General features: G+C 59.9%; 28 protein-coding genes and 2 pseudogenes. 13 read left to right on the top strand and 17 right to left on the bottom strand.

Annotated features, from left to right (window positions below; translation table 11 throughout):
- Positions 1-15 precede the first annotated feature (15 nt).
- Positions 16-354 (bottom strand): FKBP-type peptidyl-prolyl cis-trans isomerase, encoded by a 339-nt coding sequence (locus L8H52_RS27485; RefSeq protein ID WP_053121462.1) that lies wholly within the window; start codon positions 352-354, stop codon positions 16-18.
- A 163-nt stretch (positions 355-517) separates the two neighbouring features.
- On the opposite strand from L8H52_RS27485, the gene L8H52_RS27480 reads away from it, so the two are divergent.
- Entirely contained in the window at positions 518-1594 is a 1077-nt protein-coding gene (locus L8H52_RS27480; protein WP_242209640.1) for a sensor domain-containing diguanylate cyclase, read from the top strand.
- Between the two features lie 5 nt (positions 1595-1599).
- Here the strand turns inward: L8H52_RS27480 and L8H52_RS27475 are convergent, their stop codons facing one another.
- Together L8H52_RS27475 and L8H52_RS27470 are read right to left on the bottom strand one after the other, a co-directional pair.
- On the bottom strand, positions 1600-2064 hold the full coding sequence (locus L8H52_RS27475) for a hypothetical protein (protein WP_242209641.1): 465 nt from the start codon (positions 2062-2064) through the stop codon (positions 1600-1602).
- A gap of 101 nt (positions 2065-2165) precedes the next feature.
- Positions 2166-2471, bottom strand: coding sequence for an RcnB family protein (locus L8H52_RS27470; protein WP_242209642.1), 306 nt, complete (start codon positions 2469-2471; stop codon positions 2166-2168).
- Between the two features lie 119 nt (positions 2472-2590).
- Here L8H52_RS27470 and L8H52_RS27465 point away from each other — a divergent pair, with 119 nt between their 5' ends.
- The 4 genes from L8H52_RS27465 to L8H52_RS27450 all read left to right on the top strand — a co-directional run bounded on the left by L8H52_RS27465 (position 2591) and on the right by L8H52_RS27450 (position 7521).
- On the top strand, positions 2591-3193 hold the full coding sequence (locus L8H52_RS27465; RefSeq protein ID WP_242209687.1) for a LemA family protein: 603 nt from the start codon (positions 2591-2593) through the stop codon (positions 3191-3193).
- Positions 3194-3215: 22 nt separating this feature from the next.
- A complete protein-coding gene (locus L8H52_RS27460) occupies positions 3216-5171 on the top strand; it encodes a M48 family metallopeptidase (RefSeq protein ID WP_242209643.1) in 1956 nt (651 codons plus the stop codon).
- 274 nt (positions 5172-5445) lie between these two features.
- Entirely contained in the window at positions 5446-6738 is a 1293-nt protein-coding gene (locus L8H52_RS27455; RefSeq protein ID WP_108226972.1) for an MFS transporter, read from the top strand.
- A gap of 12 nt (positions 6739-6750) precedes the next feature.
- Complete coding sequence (locus L8H52_RS27450; RefSeq protein ID WP_242209644.1) at positions 6751-7521, top strand: substrate-binding domain-containing protein; 771 nt, start codon at positions 6751-6753, stop codon at positions 7519-7521.
- Here L8H52_RS27450 and L8H52_RS27445 read toward each other — a convergent pair.
- Positions 7511-8425 carry a LysR family transcriptional regulator gene (locus tag L8H52_RS27445; RefSeq protein WP_242209645.1) on the bottom strand — a complete coding sequence of 305 codons (915 nt, stop codon included), beginning with the start codon at positions 8423-8425 and terminating at the stop codon, positions 7511-7513. The genes L8H52_RS27450 and L8H52_RS27445 overlap by 11 nt on opposite strands.
- 251 nt (positions 8426-8676) lie before the next feature.
- Between L8H52_RS27445 and L8H52_RS27440 the strand changes: the two genes are divergently transcribed.
- On the top strand, positions 8677-10485 hold the full coding sequence (locus L8H52_RS27440) for a monovalent cation:proton antiporter-2 (CPA2) family protein (RefSeq protein WP_242209646.1): 1809 nt from the start codon (positions 8677-8679) through the stop codon (positions 10483-10485).
- Between the two features lie 135 nt (positions 10486-10620).
- On the opposite strand, the gene hcnC is transcribed toward L8H52_RS27440, so the two are convergent.
- The 4 genes from hcnC to L8H52_RS27420 all read right to left on the bottom strand — a co-directional run bounded on the left by hcnC (position 10621) and on the right by L8H52_RS27420 (position 14385).
- Positions 10621-11880: a cyanide-forming glycine dehydrogenase subunit HcnC gene (gene hcnC, locus L8H52_RS27435; protein ID WP_242209647.1), complete on the bottom strand. Its 1260-nt coding sequence runs from the start codon at positions 11878-11880 to the stop codon at positions 10621-10623.
- Positions 11873-13282: a cyanide-forming glycine dehydrogenase subunit HcnB gene (hcnB, locus tag L8H52_RS27430; protein ID WP_242209648.1), complete on the bottom strand. Its 1410-nt coding sequence runs from the start codon at positions 13280-13282 to the stop codon at positions 11873-11875. Before hcnB ends, hcnC begins: the two co-directional genes overlap by 8 nt.
- Positions 13279-13596, bottom strand: a complete 318-nt coding sequence (hcnA, locus tag L8H52_RS27425; protein WP_242209649.1) for a cyanide-forming glycine dehydrogenase subunit HcnA — start codon at positions 13594-13596, stop codon at positions 13279-13281. Before hcnA ends, hcnB begins: the two co-directional genes overlap by 4 nt.
- Before the next feature lie 240 nt (positions 13597-13836).
- The gene (locus L8H52_RS27420; protein WP_347340761.1) at positions 13837-14385 is read right to left on the bottom strand and encodes a hypothetical protein; all 549 of its coding nucleotides are present in this window, start codon (positions 14383-14385) and stop codon (positions 13837-13839) included.
- On the opposite strand from L8H52_RS27420, the gene L8H52_RS27415 reads away from it, so the two are divergent.
- A complete protein-coding gene (locus tag L8H52_RS27415) occupies positions 14369-14575 on the top strand; it encodes a hypothetical protein (protein WP_242209651.1) in 207 nt (68 codons plus the stop codon). The two genes, L8H52_RS27420 and L8H52_RS27415, sit on opposite strands and share 17 nt — an antisense overlap.
- Positions 14576-14599: 24 nt before the next feature.
- Here L8H52_RS27415 and L8H52_RS27410 read toward each other — a convergent pair whose 3' ends face one another.
- On the bottom strand, positions 14600-15529 hold the full coding sequence (locus L8H52_RS27410) for a hypothetical protein (RefSeq protein ID WP_242209652.1): 930 nt from the start codon (positions 15527-15529) through the stop codon (positions 14600-14602).
- Positions 15530-15721: 192 nt separating this feature from the next.
- Positions 15722-16030, bottom strand: coding sequence for a hypothetical protein (locus tag L8H52_RS27405; protein WP_242209688.1), 309 nt, complete (start codon positions 16028-16030; stop codon positions 15722-15724).
- Between the two features lie 193 nt (positions 16031-16223).
- Here L8H52_RS27405 and L8H52_RS27400 point away from each other — a divergent pair, with 193 nt between their 5' ends.
- Both L8H52_RS27400 and L8H52_RS27395 read left to right on the top strand, forming a co-directional pair.
- The gene (locus L8H52_RS27400) at positions 16224-16907 is read left to right on the top strand and encodes a response regulator transcription factor (RefSeq protein WP_016986226.1); all 684 of its coding nucleotides are present in this window, start codon (positions 16224-16226) and stop codon (positions 16905-16907) included.
- On the top strand, positions 16885-18279 hold the full coding sequence (locus tag L8H52_RS27395) for a HAMP domain-containing sensor histidine kinase (RefSeq protein ID WP_242209653.1): 1395 nt from the start codon (positions 16885-16887) through the stop codon (positions 18277-18279). Before L8H52_RS27400 ends, L8H52_RS27395 begins: the two co-directional genes overlap by 23 nt.
- A 25-nt stretch (positions 18280-18304) precedes the next feature.
- On the opposite strand, the pseudogene L8H52_RS27390 reads toward L8H52_RS27395, so the two are convergent.
- The 4 genes and pseudogenes from L8H52_RS27390 to L8H52_RS27375 form a co-directional block, all read right to left on the bottom strand.
- Positions 18305-18487: pseudogene (locus L8H52_RS27390) on the bottom strand (hypothetical protein); the annotation flags it as partial.
- Complete coding sequence (locus tag L8H52_RS27385) at positions 18411-18821, bottom strand: SRPBCC family protein (protein WP_242209654.1); 411 nt, start codon at positions 18819-18821, stop codon at positions 18411-18413. The pseudogene L8H52_RS27390 and the gene L8H52_RS27385, both read right to left, overlap by 77 nt.
- Before the next feature lie 23 nt (positions 18822-18844).
- On the bottom strand, positions 18845-19642 hold the full coding sequence (locus tag L8H52_RS27380) for an SDR family oxidoreductase (RefSeq protein ID WP_242209655.1): 798 nt from the start codon (positions 19640-19642) through the stop codon (positions 18845-18847).
- On the bottom strand, positions 19639-20661 hold the full coding sequence (locus L8H52_RS27375; RefSeq protein ID WP_242209656.1) for an aldo/keto reductase: 1023 nt from the start codon (positions 20659-20661) through the stop codon (positions 19639-19641). The genes L8H52_RS27380 and L8H52_RS27375 overlap by 4 nt, the downstream gene beginning before the upstream one ends.
- Before the next feature lie 113 nt (positions 20662-20774).
- Between L8H52_RS27375 and L8H52_RS27370 the strand changes: the two genes are divergently transcribed.
- Both L8H52_RS27370 and L8H52_RS27365 read left to right on the top strand, forming a co-directional pair.
- Positions 20775-21671, top strand: a complete 897-nt coding sequence (locus L8H52_RS27370) for a LysR substrate-binding domain-containing protein (protein ID WP_242209657.1) — start codon at positions 20775-20777, stop codon at positions 21669-21671.
- A 614-nt stretch (positions 21672-22285) separates the two neighbouring features.
- Positions 22286-22945 (top strand): isoprenylcysteine carboxylmethyltransferase family protein, encoded by a 660-nt coding sequence (locus tag L8H52_RS27365; protein ID WP_242209689.1) that lies wholly within the window; start codon positions 22286-22288, stop codon positions 22943-22945.
- Between the two features lie 126 nt (positions 22946-23071).
- Here L8H52_RS27365 and L8H52_RS27360 read toward each other — a convergent pair whose 3' ends face one another.
- Both L8H52_RS27360 and L8H52_RS27355 read right to left on the bottom strand, forming a co-directional pair.
- A complete protein-coding gene (locus L8H52_RS27360; RefSeq protein WP_242209658.1) occupies positions 23072-23740 on the bottom strand; it encodes an HAD family hydrolase in 669 nt (222 codons plus the stop codon).
- Positions 23741-23796: 56 nt separating this feature from the next.
- The gene (locus L8H52_RS27355) at positions 23797-24210 is read right to left on the bottom strand and encodes a response regulator (protein ID WP_242209659.1); all 414 of its coding nucleotides are present in this window, start codon (positions 24208-24210) and stop codon (positions 23797-23799) included.
- A gap of 199 nt (positions 24211-24409) precedes the next feature.
- On the opposite strand from L8H52_RS27355, the gene L8H52_RS27350 reads away from it, so the two are divergent.
- Together L8H52_RS27350 and L8H52_RS27345 are read left to right on the top strand one after the other, a co-directional pair.
- Positions 24410-25351, top strand: coding sequence for a class I SAM-dependent methyltransferase (locus L8H52_RS27350; RefSeq protein WP_242209660.1), 942 nt, complete (start codon positions 24410-24412; stop codon positions 25349-25351).
- Positions 25348-25479: pseudogene (locus tag L8H52_RS27345) on the top strand (metal ABC transporter ATP-binding protein); the annotation flags it as partial. The gene L8H52_RS27350 and the pseudogene L8H52_RS27345, both read left to right, overlap by 4 nt.
- Positions 25480-25500: 21 nt before the next feature.
- On the opposite strand, the gene L8H52_RS27340 reads toward L8H52_RS27345, so the two are convergent.
- On the bottom strand, positions 25501-26274 hold the full coding sequence (locus L8H52_RS27340; protein ID WP_242209661.1) for a helix-turn-helix transcriptional regulator: 774 nt from the start codon (positions 26272-26274) through the stop codon (positions 25501-25503).
- Positions 26275-26322 lie beyond the last annotated feature (48 nt).

Here is a 26322-nt window from a genome sequence, read left to right as displayed (position 1 = left end):
AAAAACGACCCGGTTTCAATCCTCCCGCGTCAGCACTTCCAACAACTCAATCTCAAACACCAGATTCGAATTCGGCGGAATCTTGCCCATCGTCCGCTCGCCATACCCCAAATGCGCCGGCACCAACAATTTGCGTTTGCCCCCCACCTGCATGCCCATCAAACCCTGATCCCACCCTTTGATCACCCGCCCGGTGCCAATCACGCACTGGAAAGGTTTGCCACGGCTGTAGGAAGAATCGAACTCGCTGCCGTCTTCCAGCCATCCGGTGTATTGGGTGGTGATCAGCGCGCCTTTGACGGCGGCTTTGCCTTCGCCGACCTGAAGATCGATTACCTGCAGTTCATCATTCATAACATTCACTCTATTGTTCAGCTGGCCGCCGTTTTCCCAGAATTGCCGGTAATTGGCAACCTGCCAGCGCAGATCAACGTGGTATCCGAACCGAGTATTGAAGCATTAACATAGCCAACCGCCATTACTCCACGGATCGACCCGCCATGCTGGCAGCGCCTGAATGACTCTGTTCTGGATCAGCCTTGCCGTCGGCGCGAGCATGCTGGCCGTCATTGCCCTGCTGCTGTGGCGCGAACGCGGGTTGCGCAGGCAGCTCGCGCAGTACCGGGATCTGCTGACGCGTGCTGCTGATGGCCAGCACATTCAGCAGGACGGCGACGTCGAGCGTTTCAAGCGCAGCCAATACTTTGCGCGCATCGGTACGTGGGACTGGGAAGTCGACACGGATCGGCTGTACTGGTCGGATGCGATTTACGGCATGTTCGGGTTCAAGATCGGCGAAATCACCCCGTCCTATGCGCTGTTCTGTTCCTGCGTCCATCCGGACGACCGAACCAAGGTGCGCGAAGGTGAACTGCGTTGCCTGGAAACCGGCGAAAACCATGATGAGGAATACCGCGTGGTGTGGCCCGACGGTACGATTCGTTGGTTACGGGAAACCGGCAACGTGGTGCACAACGACCGCGATGCGGTGGTCAAGATGATGGGCGTGGTGCGCGACATCACCGAAGAAAAAGCCTCGGCCAGCTACCTGCAACACCTCGCCCACTTCGATCCGCTGACCGGCCTGGCCAATCGTCTGGTACTGGAACAACGCTTGTCGGAAGCACTGGATCACGCACGGCAGACCGAGACCCGTGTCGCACTGGTGTTCGTCGACCTCAACGGCTTCAAAACCATCAATGATCGCTACGGCCATGCCGCCGGCGACCGGGTGCTGATCACCACGGCCACACGGTTGAAACGCATCTTGCGCGCCACCGACACCGTCGCGCGCATTGGCGGTGATGAGTTTGTGGTGATTCTGCAAGGCCTGGCGCCGAGCCTGAGTTTGCAGGACGAAGCCCGCAGCATCTGCCAGAAAATCTTCATCGAACTGTCGCCCCCGATCAGCATCGGCAACGACCAGCGCCACATCGGCACCAGCCTTGGGGTGGCGGTGTTTCCGGATCATGCGACGGCTATGGATCGCCTGCTGCACATTGCCGATCTGGCGATGTATGAGGCCAAGCGCAGTGGCAATAATCAGTATCGGTTGGGGGGTGGGCAGGTGATGAATCAGGTTCGGGTTGAGTAGCCAAATCAGTCCGCAGGCAGGCCAAACGGAACACCGTTGAAGGTATGCGTGCAGCAACGGCAATGAGGCTTCATCTCCTCGACACTCAGTTGCGGATTGACGATTTGCAGCTGCTTTTGCTCATCGACGAAGAGGCCGTTGAAGTAGGCCGACTCGCCCAGTCGCACAATGTCCTCTCGATCCTCTTCATGGATGGCAACCATCCAGAACACTGGCTCTGGCCGATCAAGGCGAGATACCGCTTCGCTGAAAATCTCATCCCAATGACCGCCGACGCGAGATAACAGAAAACGAAACAACGGCGTGTAGTCGTAGCCGTGGTGTTTGATGCCGTGCATCGACCCGCGCGTGGCATCGCTGCGGCTTTGCGCTTTGGTGTTTCGTTGATTGCGGTAGTGCCCGCCGGGGTTGTTGCGCCAGACATTGTGGGCGGTGGTGTTTTCTTTGCGATACAGCGGTTTCTTTTCCAACCTGTTGCTCCTGACTTGCCGACATCCAAAACGCCCCAAGGGTTTTACCCGAACGGCGCTCGATTGCAATCAACCGTCCATGGCTGATTATTGCCGGAGGTTTAACGCTCCACCGGTTTCATCTCGACAATCGTCCCGTTGGTGATCATCACCATGACGTACTGGTCATTGATCTGTACCCACTGCGCCTGCTCAACAGGTTTTTTCAGGCCCTTGGTTTTCCAGTCGATGGCTTTTTCACTGCGCTGATAAATATCCGGCGCACGGTCGTTAACCTTCAATTCACGGTCGCTGGTCGGCGATTGCACGGCCTGTTCATTTGAGGTTTGCGCCGCTTGAACAAGTGGGCTGATCCCGGCAATGCCGGCGACAAGAGCCAGGCTGGCGATTAGGGTTTTGCTGTTCATCGGTGAACCTCCTGAGATGTGTGCTACCTGAACTCGGACTGCCGGGTTCGGGAATCATTCCTTGTTTTTTTGCATTTGCGCTAACATGCCGCGCCCCATTCCACCGTGTGAACAAGGACATCACCGTGAACAGCACCCTCGTCATCCTTTTGGTCGTTGGCGGCCTCCTCGCCCTCTATGCCATCTTCCTTTTCAACAGCCTCGTCGCTCGACGCAATCAAATCAAAAACGCCTTCGCGCAACTCGAAGTACAACTCAAGCGCCGTTATGACCTGATACCTAATCTGGTGGCCACCGCCAAGGGTTATATGGCCCACGAGCGCGAAACGCTGGAGGCGGTGATTGCCGCGCGCAACAACGCCGTCGCCGGTCTTCAGGTCGCTCAGGCGCAGCCGGGCAATGCCCAGAGCATCGCGCAACTGGGCCAGGCCGACAGTGCGCTGAGCAATGCCATGGGCCGGCTGAATGTAACGGTCGAAGCGTACCCGGAACTCAAAGCGTCGCAAAACATGCAGCAACTGAGTGAAGAGCTGAGCAGCACCGAAAACAAAGTCAGTTTTGCCCGCCAGGCTTACAACGATGCAGTGATGACCTACAACACGCTCAAGCAAAGTTTCCCGGCAGCCCTGCTCGCCCCGCTGTTCGGCCATGGTGCCGATGCCTCGGCGTTGACGTTCGCTGATAGCGCGGCCATTCAGGAAGCACCAAAGGTTTCGTTCTGACCCCCAGCCAACGGATGGCAACATGAATTTCTTTGAACAACAGCGCCGGGCCAAGCGCCGCACCGTGTACCTCATTTTCTTGATGTTCATGGCGGTGCTCAGTCTGATCGCCGTGTCGTGTGTGCTGATGACCATTCCGGTCGAGGACGGCAGCGGTAAAGTCCTGATGGATCTGGAACTCGACCGGCAACTGGTCATGACCGTGTCAGCCGTGGTCGTCGGCATCGTGCTGCTGGGCAGTCTGTCCAAGCTCATGGAGTTGTCAGAGGGCGGCAAAGTGGTTGCGCGGCGCCTCGACGGGCGCGTGATCAACCACAGCGCGCAGACGCTGGAAGAGCAGCGATTGATGAACGTGGTGGAAGAAATGGCCATTGCCTCCGGCACCGCCGTGCCCTCGGTGTACTTGCTGCCCGATCTGGGCATCAACGCCTTCGCGGCAGGACTCACACCACAGGACGCCGTCATCGGCGTCACTCAGGGCGCGATCAATGTATTGACCCGCGAAGAGCTGCAAGGGGTGATCGCCCACGAGTTCAGTCATATCTATAACGGTGACATGCGCCTCAACACCCGATTGATTGCCATCGTCCACGGGATCATGGTTCTCGGGTTGACCGGCAGCTATATCCTGGAAGGCACCGAGCAGGTCGGTAAAACCCCACTGCAGCGCAGCAAGTTCGTCGCGATACCGATGTTGATTGGTTTTGTGCTGTTGTTTGTGGGTATCGCGGGGACGATTTTTGGCAATATGATCAAATCTGCGATCAGTCGACAGCGTGAATTCCTCGCCGATGCAACGGCGGTGCAATACACCCGCAACCCGCAAAGCATCGCCGGTGCGTTGAAGAAAATTGGCGGTTATGAACTGGGTGCACGCATCAATTCCGCGCGCGCGGAGGAATACAGCCATTTGTATTTCGGACCGGGTTACTCGAGCACCGACTCGACGGCGTCTCATCCGGATTTGAATGAGCGGATCCGTCGAGTCGATGCGCAATGGGATGGCAGCTTCATCAAAGTGGCGGCACCGCCCGCAGATGCACAACCTTCGGTCGCTCTGCCTGTGCCCGACGCATTCGGCGGCATCCCCGCTGCGGCCAAGTCGGTGCTCTACGACATGAATGCTGTCCAGACCTCCGTGGCGGCCATTGGCGCCCCGCAGCCAGAACACCTGCTGGAAGCTCGCCGCGTGCTGGATGACATTCCGCACACGCTCAAAAGCGCAGCACGCAATATTGAAGGCGCCCAGGCCGTTGTGTATGGGCTGCTGCTGTCGCGTTCAACCTCCCTGCTGGGCATACAGGTCGAGCTGCTCAGATCGGAAATCGACGCCACGGTGTTCGACTATTTGAGTCAGCTGCGGGAGCCGCTGTCGTCGCTGAGTCCCGGCCTGCGCCTGCCGCTGCTGGATCTGGCCATCCCGAGTCTGCGAGAGCTTGGCAAAAAGCCCTTTGCCAAGGTCAAGCACAACCTGAATTTGCTGATCGAAGCGGATAACGAAACAGAGTTGCTGGAGTGGACGCTGTTGCGCATCGTAGAGCGCAATGTTGAAGGCGCGACACCAGTGCAGTTCAAATTCGGACTGTTCCAGTGCGCCGAAGAACTCATGGCACTGTTAACCGCAATGGCCCGTGCCGGACAGGACAATTTATCGGTAGCGTCGCAGGCCATTCAGTTTGCCTGGCAAGGTCTTGCGTTCGAACAGCCTGAAGAAATGCGCGCCGAACTTGAAGAGCTGGTGGGGCTGGAAGCGGCGATCAAGCGCCTGCGCCATCTCATGCCAGAGGAGCGTCCGGCATTGCTCGACGCCATGACCCGCTGTGTGATGCACGATGGCGTGATCACCGTGGCTGAAGCAGAACTGTTTCGCGCTGTCGCGGACTTGCTCGACTGCCCACTGCCACCATTGCTTGCCGCACACGCCGAAATGGCTGACAGCACTCGTGACACTGCTCACCATGCAGTTGCAATGTCCTGAGTTTGCAGGTGCGACAAAACCTGTGGGAGCGAGCCTGCTCGCGAAAGGGTCGGCACATTCGACATTTTCATCGATTGAACCACCGCTTTCGCGAGCAGGCTCGCTCCCACAATGGCCTGCGGTATCGGCATAGACGGATTGATCCACTTTTCACATCAATCCATGCCAACAATGCAATTAACAGATTGTTACATCTGCGCCACCATCCGCCTCAATAAAAACCGTGCGCCGCCCTCCCGTCGCGCACGTCATAAAAGCGGTGGAGTACTTTTCTATGACAGCCTCAATCCCTCACAACGGCTCGCGGGCCGGTGCCATTTTCCGGGTGACCTCGGGCAACTTCCTCGAACAGTTCGATTTCTTTCTGTTCGGTTTCTATGCCACGCAGATCGCGGCGGTGTTTTTTCCGGCGAGCAGTGAGTTCGCTTCCCTGATGATGACCTTTGCAGTGTTCGGCGCAGGCTTTTTGATGCGTCCGCTGGGCGCCATCGTGCTCGGTGCGTACATCGATGATGTCGGTCGGCGCAAAGGTTTGATCGTCACGTTGTCGATCATGGCCAGCGGCACGATCCTGATTGTGCTGGTGCCCGGATACGAAAGCATCGGCCTGTTTGCTCCCGCACTGGTGTTGATCGGGCGCTTGCTGCAAGGCTTCTCGGCCGGTGCGGAACTGGGCGGTGTGTCGGTGTATCTCGCCGAAATCGCCACACCGGGTCGCAAAGGTTTCTTCACCGCTTGGCAGTCGGCCAGTCAGCAAGTGGCGATCATTGTTGCCGCTGCACTGGGCTACGCCTTGAACGCGTGGATGGCTCCAGATGTGATTGCCGATTGGGGCTGGCGGATTCCGTTTTTCGTCGGCTGCATGATCGTGCCGTTCATCTTTTTCCTGCGCCGTAATCTGGCGGAAACCGAAGAGTTCGCCGCTCGCAAACACCGCCCGAGCATGGGCGAAGTGTTCCGCACCCTCGGTCAGAACTGGGGCGTGGTCCTCGGCGGCATGTTGATGGTCGCGCTGACCACCACCGCGTTTTACCTGATCACCGTGTACGCGCCGACCTTCGGTAAAACCGTTCTGCACCTAAGCACGTCCGATGCGCTGCTGGTGACCTTGCTGGTCGGTGTGTCGAACTTCTTCTGGCTGCCGATTGGCGGCCTGTTGTCGGATCGTATCGGCCGTCGTCCGGTGCTGATCGCCATGTCGCTGCTGGCCCTAGCCACCACCTATCCGGCGCTGTCGTATCTGGTGCAGGCGCCGAGTTTCAGCCACATGTTGCTGTCGCTGTTGTGGCTGTCGTTTATCTACGGTTTGTACAACGGCGCGATGATTCCGGCGCTGACCGAGATCATGCCGGTGGAAGTGCGGGTTGCCGGTTTCTCCCTCGCTTACAGCCTGGCCACAGCGATTTTCGGTGGCTTCACCCCGGCGATGTCGACTTTCCTGATTCAGTACACCGGCGACAAAGCCGCACCGGGTTACTGGATGAGCATCGGTGCGCTGTGTGCCTTGTGCGCCACTCTTTATCTGTACCGCCGTGCCGGTGGTCGTCTGCAACCTGTCGCGGCCTGAGGAAAACTCGCCATGAAAAAACTGTTTACTGTCACCGCCCTGCTCGCCGGTCTCGCGTTCAACCTCGCGGCGCAGGCCGAAGAATTGAACGTGATGACCTCCGGGGGCTTCACCGCTGCCTACAAAATCCTCGGGCCGAAATTCGCCGCCGCTAGCGGCAACACGCTGACCACCAGCCTCGGCCCGTCGATGGGCAAGGCGCCGGAGGCGATCCCCAATCGTCTCGCGCGCGGTGAACACGCCGACGTGGTGATCATGGTCGGTTACGCCCTCGATGACCTGATCAAGCAAGGCAAGGTCGACCCGGCCTCGCGCGTTGAGCTGGCAGATTCGCGAATCGGCCTGGTGGTGCGTGAAGGCGCGCCGAAACCAGACATCAGCAGCGTCGACGGCCTGAAGAAAACCCTGCTCGACGCGCAGTCAGTGGCTTACTCCGACAGCGCCAGCGGCGTGTACATCGAGCAGCAGTTGTTCAAGAAACTCGGCATTGAAGATCAGTTGAAGCCGAAGGCCAAGATGATCGCGAAAATCCCGGTCGGCTCGGTGGTTGCCACTGGCGACTATCAATTGGGCTTCCAGCAGGTCAGCGAATTGTTGCCGGTGCCGGGCGTGAGTTTCGTCGCGAAAATTCCGGAGTCGGTGCAATCGGTAACGCGTTTTGCCGCCGGGATTCCGGTCGGTGCGCAGCATCCTGAAGAAGCCAAAGCCCTGCTCGCTTACCTCGCCGCACCAGCCGCGCAAGCAGACGTGCAGGCCACCGGGCTGGATTCGGTCAAGCGCTGATCGTTGGCGGCTGGACTTTCATCTCCACCACCAGCCGCTCCAGTTCCAGTGCCGCCGGGGTCAGCGTGCGACCCCGGCGCTTGATGATGCCGACACTGCGCATCACTTGCGGATCAGTCAGCGGTACCCTCGTCAGGATCGGATGATCCGGCCCGGGCAGCGCCATCTGCGGCACAGCTGCAACCCCCAATCCCGCCTCGACCAGACCAATCATGGTCGTCACATGCTTGGTTTCGCAGATGCTCTGGCGCTGCGGCACCACGGTGCTCAGGGCTTGATCGAGCAAAAAGCGGTCGCCGGAGGTCTTGTCCAGCGAGATGTAATCCTGCTGATAGAACTCATCCCACGTCACGCTGCTGCGCCCGGCCAACGGGTGATCGCGACGACAAGCGACGACGTAGCACTCCTGCACAAGCGGTTCGAACTCGACTTTGGCATCCTGCGTGCCGAGAAAACTCAAGCCGAAATCCGCCTCGCCATTGACCACCGCACTCAACACATCGTGGGCGCTGGAGTCGAGCACTTTGACTTTGATCCGTGGGAATTGCTGGTGATAGCGCGCGACCACGCGAGGCATGAAGTAGTACGCCGCCGAAGGCACGCAGGCGACGGTGACATGGCCTAAACGGGTTGATGCGACTTCGCTGATGCCCAGCAACGCGACGTCGAGATCATCGAGCAAACGCTCGACGCTGGGCATGAAACCGCGTCCGGCCTGGGTCAGGCTGACCTTGCGCGTGGTGCGTTCGAAGAGTTTCACGCCGAGGGCGTCTTCGAGCTTCTCGATGCGCCGGCTCAGCGCCGGTTGCGAGAGGCGCACGGTGTCGGCGGCCTTGCGGAAACTGCCCTGCTCGACCACGGCGCGAAAGGCTTGCAGGTCGTTGAGGTCGAAGTTGATGGCCATGGCGGGACTCGGGAGATTGATACACAGAGGTTATTAATGTAACCAATTGATGCAAATTATTACAGGTTAAAACCAGGATCCCTGTGGGAGCGAGCCTGCTCGCGAATGCGTTCTGTCAGTGACAACTATGCTGACTGACACTCCGCTTTCGCGAGCAGGCTCGCTCCCACATTGGATCTCCAGTGGCCTATAGGTCTTGGTAACCCTTATCCTTGTCACCCCCGCCGTACCGTTGTCAGGAGTAACCCCCCATGCCCCATGAAGGCAATCTGTTGCAAGCCGCTGTCGTCTTTCTATTCGCGGCCGTGCTCACCGTGCCTTTGGCCAAACGTCTGCAACTGGGCGCCGTGCTCGGTTATCTGTTTGCCGGCGTAATCATCGGCCCGTCGGTGTTGGGCCTGATCGGCAACCCACAGAGCGTGGCGCATATTTCTGAGCTGGGCGTGGTGTTGCTGCTGTTCATCATTGGTCTTGAGTTGTCGCCGCGACGTTTGTGGGTGATGCGCAAATCAGTGTTCGGCGTCGGTCTGGCGCAGGTGCTGCTGACGGCTTCGGTGATCGGCGTACTGGCGTTGTCAGTGTTTGGCCAACCGCTGAACAGCGCGATTGTGCTGGGCCTCGGTCTGGCGCTGTCCTCGACGGCATTCGGTCTGCAAAGTCTGGCCGAGCGCAAGGAACTGACCAGCCCCCATGGCCGTCTGGCGTTTGCGATTCTGCTGTTCCAGGACATCGCCGCGATCCCGTTGATTGCGCTGGTGCCGATGCTCGCCGGTGGTGCTCACGACACCAGCAGCAGCGAAAGCCTGAATCACGCGCTGCAGGTACTCGGCGGTATCGCCGTGGTCGTGGTTGGTGGGCGTTATCTGTTGCGTCCGGTGTTCCGCGTAGTGGCGAAAACCGGTTTGCCGGAAGTGTCGACGGCCACGGCGTTGTTGGTGGTGATCGGCACGGCGTGGTTGATGGATCTGGTCGGTGTGTCGATGGCGCTGGGGGCGTTTCTTGCCGGTTTACTGTTGGCGGATTCGGAATATCGCCATGAGCTGGAAGCGCAGATCGAGCCGTTCAAAGGCTTGCTGCTCGGGCTGTTTTTCATCAGCGTGGGCATGGGCGCCAACCTCAGTTTGCTGCTGAGTGCGCCGATCACCGTGCTGGGGCTGACGCTGCTGTTGATCGGGTTGAAATTGCCGCTGCTGTTTGTCGTCGGGCGCCTGGCCGGTGGCTTGAACAAGGTCAGTGCGATCCGCCTCGGTATCGTGTTGGCGGCGGGTGGTGAATTCGCCTTTGTGGTGTTCAAGATCGGTCGTGATCAGGGCCTGTTCGAACCGCGCTTGTATGACTTGCTGGTGCTGACCATCACCCTGTCGATGGCGGTGACGCCGTTGTTGCTGTTGATCTGCGCGCGGCTGGTCAGCCCGAAAGTGCAGCCGGTGGAAGTGCCGGAAAAATACCGCGAGATCGACACTGACACCCCGCGTGTGGTGATCGCCGGCATGGGCCGGATGGGCCAGATCGTCGCGCGGATTCTGCGTGCGCAGAACATCAAGTTCGTTGCGCTGGACACATCGGTGGAAACCATCGAACTGTCGCGCAGTTTTGGCGGTGTGCCAGTGTTTTATGGTGATCCGATGCGCCCGGAAATTCTTAACGCGGCCAAGGTCGGCGAGGCGGAATATTTCGTGATTGCCACGGATGATCCGGAGACCAACATCAAGACTGCCGAGGTGGTGCGCAAGCTGTATCCGCACATGAAGATCATCGCCCGGGCGCGTAACCGTCAGCATGTGCATCGGTTGGTCGATGTTGGTGCGGAGGCGATTCGTGAGACGTATTACTCAAGTCTGGAGATGAGCCGGCGTACGTTGGTGGGGCTTGGTCTGACCCAGGCCCAGGCCGATGCACGAATCAAGCGCTTCAAGCATCACGACGAACAGGTGCTGGAGGCGCAACACGCGATCTACGACGACGCGGCGAAAGTCCTGCAAACCGCGCAGGAAGCCCGAGCGGAACTGGCGCGGTTGTTTGAATCCGACCAACTCGAAGAAGAATCACGCAAATCCTGAGCCACACCCGATTGTTCCCACGCTCCGCGTGGGAATACAGCCCGGGACGCTCTGCGTTCCAATTCGCAAGCTGGAACGCGGAGCGTCCCTTGAGGCATTCCCACGCGGAGCGTGGGAACGATCATCTTGCCAAGGTCAGACCAGTTCCAGTTCCAGCACTTGCTTGACCGGCGCCACCTCAAACCGGTCCGCCAGAAACGGCGTGATGTCCAGCGGCAGCGGTTCATCGTTGACCAGTTTGTCCAGCAGCACGCCAGTAATCGCCGAGGTCAGAATCCCGGTGCGGAAATGCCCGCAGGCATTCAAATACCCTTCCACCCCACGCATCGGCCCGAGAATCGGCAACTCATCCGGCGAGCCCGGACGCAAGCCCGCCCAGGTGCGTTTCAGATTCACATCCTTGAGTTCCGGCAGGCAGCGCACCGCGCCCTGCACCAACCCGGCGATTTCCGGGTAGGTGGTGGTGACGTCGAAGCCTTTGTCTTCGGTGGTGCTGCCGATCAGGATCTCGCCGTTGTCTTTCTGCGCCACGTAGCAATCGCTGGTGGTCAGGCAGCCGTTGAGGATTTTCGGCATGCGCTCGGTGAGCAGAATCTGGCCCTTCACCGGTTTCACCGGGATGCGAATCCCCGTCGCCCATTCGCTCAAGTCCGCCGCCCAGGCACCGCCGGCGTTGATCAGCGTCTTGCAGTGGAACACGCCCGCCTCGGCCGTCTGCACACCGGTCACGCGGCTGCCGTGATGTAAGACGCCGGTGACGTTGGTGTTGACGAAGATGTCGACGCCGTTCTGCCGCGCGCCTTCCATGTAGGCGTCGGCGAGGCGGAACGGGCTCACCTGATGGTCGCAGAGAAACTCCAGCGCCCCGCGTGCTTCATGGCTGACGCTCGGTTCAGACTCGCGCAGCGCCGCCTGATCGAGCCAGCGCACCTGATCGGCCAGGTGCGGAATGCAGCCGACGATGTGCTCGGCGTAGAGCCGGTCTTCGTCGTCGTAGATGACGAATTTCAGCCCGGTCTTTTCGAACTTGAAATCCATGCCGTGGTTGTCCTTCAGCTCACGGTGCAACGCCGGGTACAGGGCGTTGGACTGCAGGGCAAAATCGAAAAACGACTCCGGCAGAATATGCGGCGTGCTGGCGTCCACCGCTACCGCCGCGCCCTGGGTTTCGCGCTTGCGGTTGGCCGACATCATGCGGAAGAAAATCACCCCGCAGCCGAGGCCGACCGACTCACCGATCGCCCACAAACCGCCGGCCGACGCACGGGTTGCGTTGCCCGGGCGTTTGGCGTCGATCAGTGCCACCTTGAGGTTTTTGCGCTTGGACAATTGATAGGCGCAGGACGCCCCGATCACGCCGCCACCGACAATGACCACGTCATAGAACTTACTCATGGGCAGCGGCCTCCGTGCCGACAGACTGGAACGCGGAAAAAGGAATCGGATCGATCGGGAAACGCGGGCGCAGCCAACCGACGTCCTTGCGGCCGGTCGCTTGACGCAGACGGTCGCTGCAGTAGCCGACGCACATCCGGCCCTGGCAATCGCCCATGCTCACGCGGGTGCGCATTTTGAGGCTGGCGATGTCTTGCACGCCCTGCTCCAGCGCCAGGTCGATGTCGGCGCGGGTCGCGTGTTCGCAACGGCAGATCACCGTGTCGGCGGCGGGCAATGCGGTCTGGCCGACGCCGCGTTCGGTGTAGCGATCGACGGCGGCGCGAAAGCGCACGATGGCTTTGAGTTTGCTCAAGTAGCGGTCGCGGCGAACCCGCGCCAATTCCTCTTCGAGCACGCCGCTTTGCAGGAGAATCGAGGTTGCGGCGATCTTGCCGGCGAGCATCGCCGCTTCGCCGCCGCGAATCCCGCCCATATCGCCGGCCAGATGCACGTGCGGTTCGTTGCTTTGCTGCCAGACATTCGCGTTGGCGCGCAGATAACCGTCGTCGCTGAAACCGTGATCCAGGCCCATCTGCTGGCTCAGTTGCGTGCGCGGAATAAAGCCGTAACCGACCGCGAGGGTCTTGGCTTCGAAGCGCTCGACGCGGCTCATGTCCGGTTCCCAGTTGGCCGAGTACGGCGCGACGCTGACGCTTTTCAGCTCGCCCTCGCCATGCGCCTCGACCACGCCCCAGCCGTAGTTTATCGGGATGCCGTGCAGTTTCAGGTAGGCGAGCATGCTCAAACCGTCGAGGAACAATTGCGGCTTGTTCAGCAGCGCCAGACTTTCCCGGGCGATCTTGCCGAACGCGCAGGCCTCATACACGCCAGCGACGCTGACGCCGGCGGCATGCAGTTGTGTCGCCACCAGCGGCAGCAACGGCCCGGTGCCGGCGATGATCACCGGCCCTTGCGGCTTGACCACGCCACTTTTGATTTGCAGTTGCAGACCACCGAGCATGATCACCCCCGGCAAGGTCCAGCCGGGAAACGGCACGCTGCGTTCATGGCAACCGGCAGCCAACAGCAACTGCGCATACCCGATCTCGTGCAGTCGCTCGTCACCATCGAGCACCACCAGCGCACGGGTGCCTTCAGCGCCGACCACACGATGGTTGAGGCGCACGTCGATCAGCCCGGACTGTTCCTGAAAATCACCGTGCAGTTTGCCTAGCGCTTCGGCGTAGCGCGGGCCGAGATAATCCAGTTGCACGCCGTCCCGCAGCGGCCCGCGATAGACCACGCCGCCAAGCCGCGAAGCTTCCTCGAGCAAGGTGCAGCGCACGCCGTGGCGTGCCAGTTCGATGGCCGCCGCCATCCCCGCCGGGCCGCCGCCGACGATCACCGGTTGCAGGCTCATACGATCACCTCCTGCGTGGTGATGCGGTTGACCTGGGTTTCGATGTGCATGCCGTCACGCACCACGGTCTGACAAGCACGGCGTTTGTGCCGTCCGTTGATTTTCACCAGACAGCACTGGCACACGCCCATGCCGCAATAGGCGCCGCTGATCTGATTGTGATCGTTGCGCGCGATCTGGCGCACGCCGAGGGACTGGATAACGCTGAGGACGGTCTCGCCGATGGCGGCGGTGACCGCTTGGCCGTTGATGTGGACGGTCATATCCGCCTGCGCCAATGGCTGGATATCGAAAGTTCTTTCTTGGCAGTGCATTGCGATGTTCATCCGTGAAAGTTCGGTTGAGGTGGTGTCAGCTCCTTGCTGCACTACAGCGTGTCGACGCGTTTATTGTTGCTGTGATTGGGGCGTCGACGCGCACTTCGTCAGCGCAACAAGGTGCGCGTGAAGCACTGTAGTTCATACCTCAGCAAAGGCCGGGATCATTTACGTTAGGCGATCTCGCCGCTCGAAATATTGATCCAGGCCAGTGAAAGCGGTTGGATTGTCCAACGATCAGTTGGAGAAGACGAACTGCCCTTTGATCTTTTTTGCACCGAAGAAACCCAGGTCAGGAAACAGCAGGTTTTTCAGCCAAGCGACGAAAAAGACCATGGCCAACGTGATCGCTACGCCAATCACCGTGCCTATCGGATCTTCGCCATAGTCCTTGAACATACGAGGCATCTGGGTGATCGAGAGAAATACATACACGGTGTAGGCCTGCGCCACGTTGCGGTAAAAACCCCAAGCGAACAGCAAAGGTACGACACCGGCAAACAACCCCATGCCGATGGCCCAACCGGTGCTGATCGTCAGACCGAGGAAATAACCGCCCACCAGCCCGATCAACGCCTGGATATAGGTCAGCCCGAGCAGCACCTTTATCTTGCCGGTGTGACGATCAATCAGTTCTGGATCGGGCCACGAGCCGATCAGATACGCCAGCACCTTGTCTTTGACTGCGCCACCGGACAACGCCTTGAAGGTTTCGGTTTTCGAGCGACCGGCGTCGAGCATCTCGCTCACCTGACGTTTGATTTCCTTCTTGTTCAACGTTCTCATCCTTAATCAGAGGTCTATCGAAATACAGCACAGCGCGGATTCTCGCCTTGTTGCCCGCCAGAAAGCAAAAAGCCGCTTCCACCCGAAGGTGGAAGCGGCCGAGGCATGGGCCTCAATGGAGCAATCAGTGCACGAACAGGGCGATCAGGATGATGATCGGGATCGGGACGCCGAGGAAAAACAGCAGTAGTGAGCGCATGGTCATGCTCCTTGTTTAACGGACTGGAGTGGTCGTGGTGTAGGTGTCGACTTCAACGTACTCGACCGCATCGCGGCGACGACCGCCGAAGGTGGCTGCGAGGCTGGCAAAGAACGCACCGGCCAACAGCGAGATGAACATCCACAGCGAGGTCCAGGCAGCGACTTTCGCAGCGGTGTCGGCGGCTTGTTGCGCTTTGACTTTGGCGTCGGCCAGGGCTTTCTGGGTGCGCGCATAGATTTCATCAACGCGGCGCTCGGCATCGGCCTGAGTCAGGTTGGTCCGCTGGGCGACCAGTTGCGCGAGGTAGGTACGGTCTTCGGCACTGAGCTGACCGTTGGCCAGGCTTTGCGCGAAGATCCGCGCCACGGCGCCATGCGCAGCGTCATCGCTGACGGAAGCCGGACGGTCATCGCGGAACAGGCTGTCGATGTAGTAACCGTACTGGTTGCTGTCGGTGTTCGCCGCAGCGCTACCAGCCGCTTGGGTCATCGCGCTGGCAGCACCGCCAGCAACACTGGCACCGGCCTGCACACCGCCACTGATGACGCTGCTGACCGAACCGACCACCAGCACTGCGGTAACCAATGTAGCCACACACCAGGCGAGGAAACCGTGCGCGGTGTCGCGGAAATACACTTCGTCACCATGCATGTTTGCCCACTTCACCCGCAGACGACCGGCGATGTAGCCACCCATGCCGGAAGCGATGATTTGCGTTGCCGCCAGCCAGACTATTGTGGAAATGCCCAGGCCTTTGGCGCTGACGCCCTCTCCGGCCCACGGTGAAACGGCAGAGAAACCCAAACCGAACCCGAGCAACACCAAAATCATCGACAGTGCAGCGGCAGCCGCAGCACCGGCGAAGATCGCGCCCCAGGACACGCCCGAAACGCTGCTCGACTCTTCAACGGCGGGATAAAACCCATCAGGGGATCTATTCATTGTTGTTCTGCTCCAGGCATGAAAAATGGTGTTACAACTCGTCATCAGAGGAATTGCAGTGACCGTGCCAGTCGCGAAAAATAAATAAATCATTCAGTTTCAATAAGTTAGAAAGAATGAACTTCCCAGGACCATGCAAATTGCAACAAGGGCCGAATAACAGCGGGTTTTATGCATTGGCACAAATGCCAGTTATTTGCGTTTGTAGCTCTTGTTACCGCTTGGGGTCAGGCAATACACCCCGCCGCGTGGGCCAGTGCAGAAGGAACCGGTGCCGCAGGCGCAGCCATCATCACTTTGCAGGAAGTTTTGCGGACGGGCCTGCTGGCGCTCGCCAAACATCGCTGCGCAGCTTTTCTTTGAGCCGCTGATGGAGCCGTCATTGCACAGGAACAGGTCGCCGTCGCAGCGATTGATCCCGCCCTTCTTACCGGAACACGGCGTGTTGGCGGCCCATGCCGAGGCGCTGAACAGCACCAGCAACAGACCGGTGATCGGCATCCAGCCACGGCGAATCGAAAGACGCACGGCACCACTCCTGATGGAAATTGTGGCCAGATGATATCAACGTTGCGGCAAATAAATCCCCAAGGCGCGCAAATGACAGCTACAACATGAAAGTTAATTTAAAGCGTCAGCGGAATTTCTTGGCAAAATGCTGCCATTCCGTTTGAACCGATCAGCAGGCCTGCCTATGACTCGTATCTTGACCATCGAAGACGACGCCGTGACTGCGCGGGAAATCGTCGCCGAACTGAGCAGCCACGGGCTGGAAGTCGACTGGGTCGACAATGGCCGCGAAGGCCTCGACCGCGCCGTGAGCGGCAATTACGACCTGATCACCCTCGACCGCATGCTGCCCGAGCTCGATGGTCTGGCCATCGTCACCACCCTGCGCACCATGGGCGTGGCCACACCGATTCTGATGATCAGCGCCCTCTCCGATGTCGACGAGCGTGTACGTGGCCTGCGCGCCGGCGGCGATGATTACCTGACCAAACCATTCGCCACCGATGAAATGGCCGCGCGAGTCGAAGTGTTGCTGCGCCGACAGAACAGCGGTGCGACTCAGGCGACAACCTTGCAGGTGGCCGACCTCGAACTGGATTTGATCAGCCATGAAGCACGCCGTGCCGAACAAGTGCTGACGCTGTTGCCGACCGAATACAAGCTGCTCGAATTCCTCATGCGCAACAGCGGCCAGATCCTCTCGCGGATGATGATTTTCGAAGAGGTCTGGGGCTATCACTTCGACCCCGGCACCAACCTGATCGACGTGCACATCGGCCGTCTGCGCAAGAAGATCGACGCCGTCGGCCATGTGCCGCTGATCCGCACGGTACGGGGCTCGGGTTATGTCATTGCCGAACCCGTCTGACGGCTGGCGCTCCTCCAGCAGCCGTTTGCTGGCGCTGTACAGTTCGCTGTTCGTGGCGTGGAGCGCGATCCTCATGGGGGTCATGTATTACGAGGTTTCCGGCTACCTCGACAACCTCGCCAAACATTCGCTGATGCAACGTCAGCATCTGTTTTCGCACTTTCGCGGCGAGCAACTGGAAGACGCCCTCGCCGCCAGCATGACTTTCGATATTCGCGGCATCGACGCCTATGGCTTGTTCGATGCCGACGGCGTTTACCTCGGCGGTGCCTTGCAGCAGATTCCCGAAGGCCTGCCGCTGGACGGCAAGATCCACATGCTCGCCGACTGCGCCGACTCCGATGACCCGACCCTGCCCAATGACAGCTGCGACGCGGTGGCCACGCAAACTCGCGACGGTCGCTGGCTGGTGTTGCTGCGCGACAACGGCTCGCTGTTTGCGGTGACGCGGATCATTCTGCATGCGTTGTTCTGGGGCGTGTCGTTGACGATTCTGCCGGGGATTGCTGGCTGGCATTTGCTGCGACGCCGGCCGCTGCGGCGGATTCGGGCGATTCAGGCCAGCGCCCAGGCGATTGTCGCCGGCGACCTGACCCATCGTTTGCCGCTGTCCAACCGCCGCGATGAACTGGACATGCTCGCCGCCATCGTCAACGCCATGCTCGAACGCATCGAGCGCTTGATGAATGAAGTCAAAGGCGTCTGCGACAACATCGCTCATGACTTGCGTACCCCGCTGACGCGCCTGCGCGCGCAGTTGTATCGCATGCAGCAGCAGGCCGGCGAAGGCTCGCAGGAGGCGGCGCAACTGGATCTGGTGCTGGCGGAAGCGGACACTCTGATGGCGCGGTTTCGCGGGTTGCTGCGGATTTCCGAACTGGAGGATCGCCAGCGCCGTTCAGGTTTTGTCGAGCTCGACCCGGTGCAGTTGCTGGAAGAGTTGCATGAGTTTTACCTGCCGCTGGCCGAAGAAGGCGAACTGCGTTTCGAGCTGAACATGCCGGAAACGTTGCCGGCGCTGAATGGCGATCGGGCGTTGTTGTTCGAAGCGCTGGCGAATCTGCTGAGCAACTCGATCAAGTTCACGCCGCCGGGCGGCACGGTGCTGTTGCGCGGGGTGAACGCGGGTGGACAGACGCGCATTGAAGTGCACGACTCAGGACCGGGGATTCCCGAGGCTGAACGAGAGGCGGTGTTCCAGCGTTTCTATCGCGCCGAGGGTGGGCAACCCCAAGGTGGTTTTGGTTTGGGCCTGTCGATTGTCGCGGCGATTGTCAGTTTGCATGGCTTCAGTCTTGAAGTCGGCAGCAGTGATCTGGGCGGGGCGAAACTGGTGCTCGATTGCCGGCAGAGCCTGATCGAGAATTCCTGACTTCCACCTTGAAATGCAATCAATGTGGGAGCGAGCCTGCTCGCGAAAGCGGAGTGTCATTCAACAAAGATGTTGCCTGACAGTCCCTCTTCGCGAGCAGGCTCGCTCCCACAGGTTTTTGTGGTGGATGATTAAGCTGGGTAGTTAGCGCGCAGTGCCTCGAGGCCACCCTGATAGATGCCGCTGAACAGCGCCACCACTTCTTCATCGCTCACGCCTTTGGCGTTAAAACGCCCCGACCACGTCACGCGTGCGCCCTGCCCCTGAGCTTCGACCTTGATCGTCGCCAGGTAATCAGTGGCCGGGAACGGCGCCTGTTCAATCGAATAGCTGTAGGTCTTCGCTGTGTTGTCGAACGCTTGCAGACGCTCGACCACCACAGCGCCGTCAGCGGTTTGCAAGGTGCGCACGCGGCCACCGTCGCTCAGCTCACTGTTGGGAATGAACGGCAGCCAATCGGGCAGCGTGTTGAAGCCGCCGATCAATTGCCAGACCTGATCGGCCGAGGCCGGAATATCGATGGTTGCAGATGCTGTAGGCATAGATAAATGTCTCTCTCGGGAATTCAGATCGTCAGGCTGTCGACCACGCCGCCATCGACGCGCAAGGCTGCGCCGGTGGTGGCCGAGGACAGCGGCGAAGCAATGTAGGTGACCAGGTGCGCGACCTCTTCAACATCGGCGACACGCTGGATGATCGAAGTCGGACGGGCCTTGAGCACGAAGGCGTCGGCTTCATCGCGCAGGTTGCGCCCGGATTCGGCGGCGGCATCCTTGAGCATGTCTTGCAGGCCATCGGTGAAGGTCGGCCCCGGCAGGATCGCATTGACCGTCACCCCGGTGCCAGCCAGACGTTTGGCCAGACCGTGCGACACCGCCAGATTGGCGCTTTTGGTCACGCCGTAATTGATCATGTCGGCTGGCGTGGCAACGCCGGATTCCGAAGACAGGAAAATCACTCGGCCCCAGCCTTGCTCGACCATCGCCGGCACATAATGCCGCGCCAGACGCACACCGGAAATCACGTTGACCTCATAGAAGCGAGTCCACTCGCTGTCCGGCGCTTCGAAGAAATCCACGGCGTCGAAGATGCCGAGGTTGTTCACCAGAATGTCCGCGCGCGGTTCAGCAGCGAACAGCTTCTGCGCGCCCTCCGCGGTGCCCAGATCGGCCGTCAAACCGCGCAATTGTGCACCCGGGACTTTCTCGCGAATACTCGCCAACGCCTGTTCAACTTTGCCGGTGTCGCGGCCGATCACCACCACCGTGGCGCCAGCTTCGGCCAGCGACTGGCTGATACCCAAACCGATACCAGCAGTGCTGCCGCTGACAATGGCCAGTTTTCCACTCAGATCAATCTTCATGCTTTCACCTCATCGATTGGCAATGGTGCACGTTCGGAAACCAGTTGGGCGTCGCGCATGGCCTGCCAGAAACCGGCAGGAATAACGGCTGACAATGCGGCGACGTCTTCAGCAATTCGGCCGGGTTTGCTGGCGCCGGGAATCACCGCCGCAACAGCGGGATTGGCCAGCGAGAACTGTAGCGCAGCGGCTTTGATATCGACGTTGTAAGCAGCGGCGATGCGTTTGATCTGCTCGACCTTGGCGATGACTTCAGGGCTGGCCTTCTGGTATTCGAAGTGCGAGCCACCGGCCAGGATGCCCGAGCTATAAGGACCACCGACGACGATTTCAACGTTTTGCGCCAGCGCTGCATCCATCAAGCGTTGCAACGGACGTTCGTGGTCGAGCAGTGTGTAGCGACCGGCCAATAGAAAGCCATCCGGCTGAGCTTCGCTGAGGTCGAGGGTCAGTTCACAGGGCTCGACTTTGTTCACGCCCAGGCCCCAGCCTTTGATCACGCCTTCTTCACGCAAGCGGGTCAGTACTTTGAATGCGCCGGTGCGGGCCTGATTGAAGTATTCCAGCCACTGATCACCGTAGAAGTCCTGAGCGATGTCGTGCACCCAGACGATGTCGAGGCGATCGGTTTGCAGGCGTTTGAGGCTGTCTTCAATGGAGCGCAGGGTCGCGTCGGCGCTGTAGTCATTGACGATTTTGTTCGGCCGACCGTGTTCGAAAACACCGCTTTTTTCGCCGAGATCGCGGGCAGCAGCGTCTTCGACTTCATCAAGAATCACCCGGCCGACCTTGCTGCTGAGCACATAGTCGTCGCGTTTGTATTGCTTCAACGCTTCACCGAGGCGGATCTCCGACAGGCCCGAACCGTAAAACGGTGCGGTGTCGAAGTAACGCACGCCGGCATCCCACGCGGCATGCACGGTGGCTTGCGCTTCGGCTTCCGGGATGGCGCGGAACATGTTGCCCAGTGGCGCGGTGCCGAAGCCCAGTTGGCCGGGGAGTTTGTCTTTCAAGCTCATGGGTTTTTCCTCAATAGGTTCTGGGTCTGTGTGACCGTTGAGCAGATCCTAGATTGCGACACCGAGACCGTCCAAGACATAATGCGCAGCACTTGAGTCCCTATAGGTCTGACATGATCGACATCCGCCAATTGCGCTACTTCGTTGTAGTCGCCGAGGAAGAACACGTCGGCCGCGCTGCCGAACGGCTGCATATTTCCCAGTCGCCGCTGAGCCGACAGATCGCCCAGCTCGAAGAGCGTCTGGGCCTGACCCTGTTCGAACGCAGCCAGCAACGCATTCGCCTGACCCGCGACGGCCAGACCTTCCTCGCCGAAACCCGCGCCCTGCTCACCCACGCCAATCGCCTGGAATCCCTCGGCAAGCGTCTCGGTCGCGGCGAAGAAGGTGGCTTGTGCATCGGCTATATCGAGAACGCCATGCACGCCGGCGTACTGCCCAATGCCTTGCGCGTGTTGCGCGCCGATCGGCCGAACGTGCACGTCGCGTTGTACAACCTCAGTTCCGCCGAGCAATTGGAAGGCCTGCGACAGCGTAGCCTCGATATCGCACTTGTGAGTGAGCCGCCGACCGATGACGATCCGGATCTGCTGGGCTTTCAGGTGCTGGATGATCCGATGCTGCTGGCGTTGCCGGAACATCATCCTTTAGCCAGAGCGCTTTCGTTGAGCCCGCAGGATCTGGCCGAGCAGGAATGGATCGGCGTGCAGCCGCGTCAGGATGCCAACGATGAATTTGTCAGCGCCTGCATCCGTGCGGGGTTCACCCCGGATGTACGCATGCAAGCGACCGAACCGTTTACTGCGCTGGGACTGGTGGCGTCGGGACTGGGGATTGCGATGATTCAAAAAGGCCTGAGCCATAACGCGCCGCCGGGCGTGGTGTTGCGTGAACTGCCATGGCTGACGCTGACCACGCCGTTGTGGGCGGCATGGCACCGGATCAATTTGCGGCCATTGGTGGAAACGTTCCGCAAAGTCCTGACTGACGACAAGGTATCTGCTGACTGACACGGCCCCTTCGCGAGCAAGCTCGCTCCCACAGGTTCAGATGTGAGCTCGCATTCTCTGTACGACGCAGAACCCTGTGGGAGCGAGCCTGCTCGCGAAGGGGCCGGCACATCCAAGATCAAAATTGACTGACCCAACGCCTTCGCGAGCAAGCTCGCTCCCACAGGTTCAGAAGTGATCTCGCATTCTCTATTCGACGCAGAACCCTGTGGGAGCGAGCTTGCTCGCGAAGGGGCCGGCACACCCAAAATCTAAATTGACTGACCCAACGCCTTCGCGAGCAGGCTCGCTCCCACAGGTTCAGATGTGAGCTCGCACTCTCTGTACGACGCACAACCCTGTGGGAGCGAGCCTGCTCGCGAAGGGGCCGGCACATCCAAGATCAAAATTGATTGACCCGACGCCTTCGCGAGCAAGCTCGCTCCCACAGGTTCAGATGTGAACTCGCATTCTCTGTACGACGCAGAACCCTGTGGGAGCGAGCTTGCTCGCGAAGGGGCCGGCACATCCAAGATCAAAATTGACTGACCCGACGCCTTCGCGAGCAGGCTCGCTCCCACAGGTTTTTCGGTGGATCTACACTCATGGGATCAGCATCCAGCCGTGAGTCGACCATGAAAATGTCTGCGCAAATGACCGTCGTTGCGGTACTCGCCACACTTGCCTACCTCGGGCTGGCGGTGTGGGGCATTGGCGGTGTGGCGATGTTCTTTTCTCACGGTTCACTGGTGATCGTGGCACTGGCGACGGTGGCGATGGTGATTGCTTCGCTGTTCAGCGAGGTCAACCTCAGTTCTGGCGAACGTGAAGATCGCGCCAATCGCTGGGTGATTCCGGCGTTCGGTGTGATCGGGCTGGTCAGTGGTTTTCTGCCGGCTTACTGCGACCGAGTGAACTTCTGGACGTTTGGCGGTGAAGGCGTGCGTTGGCTCGGCGCATTGCTGTTTATCGTCGGCGGCACACTGCGGTTGTGGCCGGTGTTTGTGCTGGGGCGGCGCTTCAGTGGACTGGTGGCGATCCAGCCGGGGCATCGTTTGGTGACGGATGGCATCTATCAGCACCTGCGCAACCCGAGTTATCTGGGGCTGGTGATCAATGCTGTGGGCTGGGCATTGGCATTTCGCTCGGTGGTCGGACTGATGCTGGCGGCGCTGACATTGATCCCGCTGATTGCCCGGATTCATTCGGAGGAAGCGCTGCTGCGTGCGCAGTTTGGGGCGGAGTACGAGGCTTATTGCGGGCGGAGTTGGCGTTTGGTGCCTGGGGTTTATTGACCTCCAATCCACACTGGACAAATGTGGGAGCGAGCCTGCTCGCAAAAACGGTGGGTCAGCCAAGATCAATATTGGCTATGACAATGCTTTCGCGAGCAGGCTCGCTCCCACAGGGATTGTGTTGTGTCAGTTTTTTTGCAAGTGGAGTTGGCCGTTGTTGTCGACTGCGACACGGATGTCAGCGTAACTGGCCAACGTCGCATGCGCCGTTTCCAGCGGATGCTGGTGCGTCGTGGTGATGATCATCAACCCCGCGCCAGCCGCTTCGGCAGCCTGAATGCCGACGGTGGCGTCTTCGAAGATCAGGCAATCATGCGCTTCCAGACCAAGACGTTTGGCTGCCAGAAGGTAGCCGGCCGGATCAGGTTTGCCAGCCTTCACATCTTCCGCGGTGATCATCACCGCCGGCGCGGGAATCCCCGCCGCCGCCATCCGCCGCAACGCCAGATCCCGTGGTGCCGACGTCACCATCGCCCAGCGATCGTTGGGCAGGCTGTTGAGAAACTGCGCCGCGCCGGGAATCTCGACAATGCCTTCAACGTCTGCGATTTCCGCCTCGGTGATGAACGCCGCTTGCGCCTCGGCATCCACGCCCGGCAGGTTCAGGCGATTGATCGTGTCGATGGCACGCGCGCCATGAATGGTCGGCAAAAAGGTTTCCACGTCGACGCCATGGCGCACGGCCCAGGCTGACCAGATCCGCTCGGCAGCGGCGATGGAATTGAGGACAGTGCCGTCCATGTCGAACAGAAACGCGCCGAACGCGCGGTTGAAAAGAGTGTCGTGAGCAGGCAAAAGTTCGCTTCCTCTGGCAAGGGGCCGGGCAGATGTGCCCGGCAATGTAGCACTTGTCAGTGCAGGCGCGGCGCCTTGGATTTGAACGCGCTGTCGACGCAGTCGAGCAATTGACCGATGGCCCAGGGCTTCTTGATGAACGCCACCGGGTGCTTGACCCCGGAGGTCTCCAGCGTTTCATAACCCGACATGACCATCACCGGTTTGTCCGGCCAGCGGTCGCCGACCAGATTGGCCAGGTCAGCGCCATTGAGGGTGCCGGGCATGGTGATGTCAGTCAGTAACAGCGCCACTTCCGGCGCGTGCTCCTCGAGATATTGCGAGGCCGCGTCGGCGCTGATCTGCGGCTCGACCTTGAAACCTTCCTCCTGAAGAATTTCGCAGAGAAACTCCAGAATCAACGGATCATCCTCAACCACCAGAATCAATCCGTCAGGAAGGTGCGCGCTCGCCGTCGGTGTTGGGCACATGGAACTGCACTCCCTGAATTGCATTAACGATTTAGCGGCTTGAATCCGCTGCTTAACTGGTATGAGCAGCGGGCTCTGCAGAAATTCATTTTTGATACAGGTCTTTTGCGAAACGGTATTTTTGCCCGTCGGCGGCAATCGTTCGCGGCGGCGTATTTGTGGTTAAAATGCCGGCCCTTTTGCTTGCCGATCCTGACCGATGAACCCTGAAGCCCTCGCCACCCTCCACGCCCATCTGCTGCCGGCCCTCGCGGCCGCACCGAGCGAAACCCGCCGCCTGTTCCACGGGCGCGGACGCTGCTGGCCGGGGCTGGAGCAGTTGACCGTGGACTGGCTGCAAGGCGTGGTGCTGGTGTCGCTGTTCAAGGAACCGCTGCCTGAGCAACTGGACAATCTCAAGGCGTTACTGCTGAAACTCACGGGTTCCGCCGAATGGAAACAGTCGGGCGCGCACACGCTGCTGATTCAGCATCGCTATTTGCCACAGAGCACCGCCGAATGGCTGCTGGGCGATGAGATCGACGAAATGAGCATCGTCGAGGGCGGTTTGCACTACCGCGTCGACCTCGGACGCAAACAAAACACCGGGCTGTTTCTCGACATGCGTTACGGGCGCAACTGGGTGCGCGAACAGGCCAACGGCAAACGCGTGTTGAATCTGTTTGCCTACACCTGCGGGTTTTCCGTGGCGGCCATCGAAGGTGGCGCCAGCCATGTGGTCAATCTGGACATGTCCCGCGCGGCCCTGAGCCGTGGCCGCGACAATCATCGCTTGAACGGCCATGACTTGAGCAAAGTCAGTTTTCTCGGCCACGACCTGTTCAAGTCCTGGGGCAAGGTGATCAACAGTGGCCCGTATGATCTGGTGATCATCGACCCGCCGTCGTTCCAGAAAGGCAGTTTCCTGCTGACCAAGGATTACCAGCGCGTGCTGCGCCGTCTGCCGGAATTGCTCACGGCGCAAGGCACAGTGCTGGCGTGCATGAACGATCCGGCGTTTGGTTCGGACTTTCTGATTGATGGCGTGACGCAGGAAGCGCCAAGTCTGCGTTTTGTAGAGCGGCTGGAGAATCCGCCGGAGTTTCCTGACGTAGATCCCGAAAGCGGCCTCAAGGCTTTAGTCTTCCAGCGCACCCCCTGACACCCCGAAGATTCCCTGAACAACACACATCCCCTGTGGGAGCGAGCTTGCTCGCGAAAGCGTTTTGTCAGTCGCCAATGAGGTTGACTGATCTACCGCATTCGCGAGCAAGCTCGCTCCCACAGGTTTATGTGTACGACCGATGATCTTCAGTGCGGGCGCAACACCAGCGCAAACAACTCACCATGCCCGGTGACATTGAGCTTGTGATACAGATTGCGCCGATGCACCTTGACCGTCTCCGGCGAAATCCCCATCTGCTGGGCCATCGCCTTGCTGGAGAAACCTTGCAGGATCAGCCGCGCCGTGTCGACCTCACGCACGGTCAGCCGCGCATCGAAGCGATCGAGTAACGTCGCCAGATCCCCAACCGGCGTATCAGCCACCGCGCCTTGCGGTGGCAGCAACTGCACATGCCGACGCATCGCCGCCAGCACCCAATCGCGCACGCACAGCAAGCGGCCCTGCTCGGCCATGTCGAACGGCGTCGAGCGCCCCAATGACAATCCAAGCACGCCGCCCTCGACATTAACCATGAACTGCAACTCGTCTTCGCCGACCACCGAACGGAAGTAACTCTGGTAGTACTCGCTGTGCAGAAACTGGTCCGGCGCGACCGAGGCGAGGCTGTGCAAGCCGTCGGCAATGCCAGTCGATGCGGCTTGATAAAACGGATCGAGCAGGTACATCCCGGCACTGTAACCGGCCAGCTCTTCCTGCTCGTCGGCGCGGCCCTGGCTGTCGAAGTCGATGAGCAACTGCGGCGCCTGCCCGGCTTGCATCAGCGCTACCAGTGCGTTGTCCAGCGGCACCAGCAACCGCAAGGTGTCCACCAGCGCGCGCCAGAAACCGGCCTGACCGACACCGGCAAATACCCGCGCCAGACTTTGATGCACTGGCAGTTCCTGCAGCAACGCGTCCACGCACTACCCCTTGTGAGTAACCCATGATGGGAATGGGTCAGGCCTGGC

Origin of the sequence: Pseudomonas sp. CROZ-RG-20F-R04-15 (genome assembly GCF_022662375.1) — a bacterium.
Classification (GTDB): Bacteria; Pseudomonadota; Gammaproteobacteria; order Pseudomonadales; family Pseudomonadaceae; genus Aquipseudomonas.
The sequence above is the reverse complement of the archived record's forward strand: the minus strand, read 5'-3'. Positions and strand labels throughout refer to the sequence as shown.

Coding starts and splice junctions, on each gene's coding strand:
- L8H52_RS27420 (WP_347340761.1), bottom strand. CDS start 14,385: ATGAGAACGTTGAACAAGAAGGAAATCAAACGTCAGGTGAGCGAGATG.
- L8H52_RS27385 (WP_242209654.1), bottom strand. CDS start 18,821: ATGCCTACAGCATCTGCAACCATCGATATTCCGGCCTCGGCCGATCAG.
- L8H52_RS27445 (WP_242209645.1), bottom strand. CDS start 8,425: ATGGCCATCAACTTCGACCTCAACGACCTGCAAGCCTTTCGCGCCGTG.
- L8H52_RS27370 (WP_242209657.1), top strand. CDS start 20,775: ATGATCGACATCCGCCAATTGCGCTACTTCGTTGTAGTCGCCGAGGAA.
- L8H52_RS27470 (WP_242209642.1), bottom strand. CDS start 2,471: ATGAACAGCAAAACCCTAATCGCCAGCCTGGCTCTTGTCGCCGGCATT.
- hcnC (WP_242209647.1), bottom strand. CDS start 11,880: ATGAGTAAGTTCTATGACGTGGTCATTGTCGGTGGCGGCGTGATCGGG.
- L8H52_RS27400 (WP_016986226.1), top strand. CDS start 16,224: ATGACTCGTATCTTGACCATCGAAGACGACGCCGTGACTGCGCGGGAA.
- hcnB (WP_242209648.1), bottom strand. CDS start 13,282: ATGAGCCTGCAACCGGTGATCGTCGGCGGCGGCCCGGCGGGGATGGCG.
- L8H52_RS27365 (WP_242209689.1), top strand. CDS start 22,286: ATGAAAATGTCTGCGCAAATGACCGTCGTTGCGGTACTCGCCACACTT.
- L8H52_RS27480 (WP_242209640.1), top strand. CDS start 518: ATGACTCTGTTCTGGATCAGCCTTGCCGTCGGCGCGAGCATGCTGGCC.
- L8H52_RS27450 (WP_242209644.1), top strand. CDS start 6,751: ATGAAAAAACTGTTTACTGTCACCGCCCTGCTCGCCGGTCTCGCGTTC.
- L8H52_RS27485 (WP_053121462.1), bottom strand. CDS start 354: ATGAATGATGAACTGCAGGTAATCGATCTTCAGGTCGGCGAAGGCAAA.
- L8H52_RS27395 (WP_242209653.1), top strand. CDS start 16,885: ATGTCATTGCCGAACCCGTCTGACGGCTGGCGCTCCTCCAGCAGCCGT.
- L8H52_RS27405 (WP_242209688.1), bottom strand. CDS start 16,030: ATGCCGATCACCGGTCTGTTGCTGGTGCTGTTCAGCGCCTCGGCATGG.
- hcnA (WP_242209649.1), bottom strand. CDS start 13,596: ATGCACTGCCAAGAAAGAACTTTCGATATCCAGCCATTGGCGCAGGCG.
- L8H52_RS27380 (WP_242209655.1), bottom strand. CDS start 19,642: ATGAAGATTGATCTGAGTGGAAAACTGGCCATTGTCAGCGGCAGCACT.
- L8H52_RS27440 (WP_242209646.1), top strand. CDS start 8,677: ATGCCCCATGAAGGCAATCTGTTGCAAGCCGCTGTCGTCTTTCTATTC.
- L8H52_RS27455 (WP_108226972.1), top strand. CDS start 5,446: ATGACAGCCTCAATCCCTCACAACGGCTCGCGGGCCGGTGCCATTTTC.
- L8H52_RS27410 (WP_242209652.1), bottom strand. CDS start 15,529: ATGAATAGATCCCCTGATGGGTTTTATCCCGCCGTTGAAGAGTCGAGC.
- L8H52_RS27375 (WP_242209656.1), bottom strand. CDS start 20,661: ATGAGCTTGAAAGACAAACTCCCCGGCCAACTGGGCTTCGGCACCGCG.
- L8H52_RS27460 (WP_242209643.1), top strand. CDS start 3,216: ATGAATTTCTTTGAACAACAGCGCCGGGCCAAGCGCCGCACCGTGTAC.
- L8H52_RS27350 (WP_242209660.1), top strand. CDS start 24,410: ATGAACCCTGAAGCCCTCGCCACCCTCCACGCCCATCTGCTGCCGGCC.
- L8H52_RS27355 (WP_242209659.1), bottom strand. CDS start 24,210: ATGTGCCCAACACCGACGGCGAGCGCGCACCTTCCTGACGGATTGATT.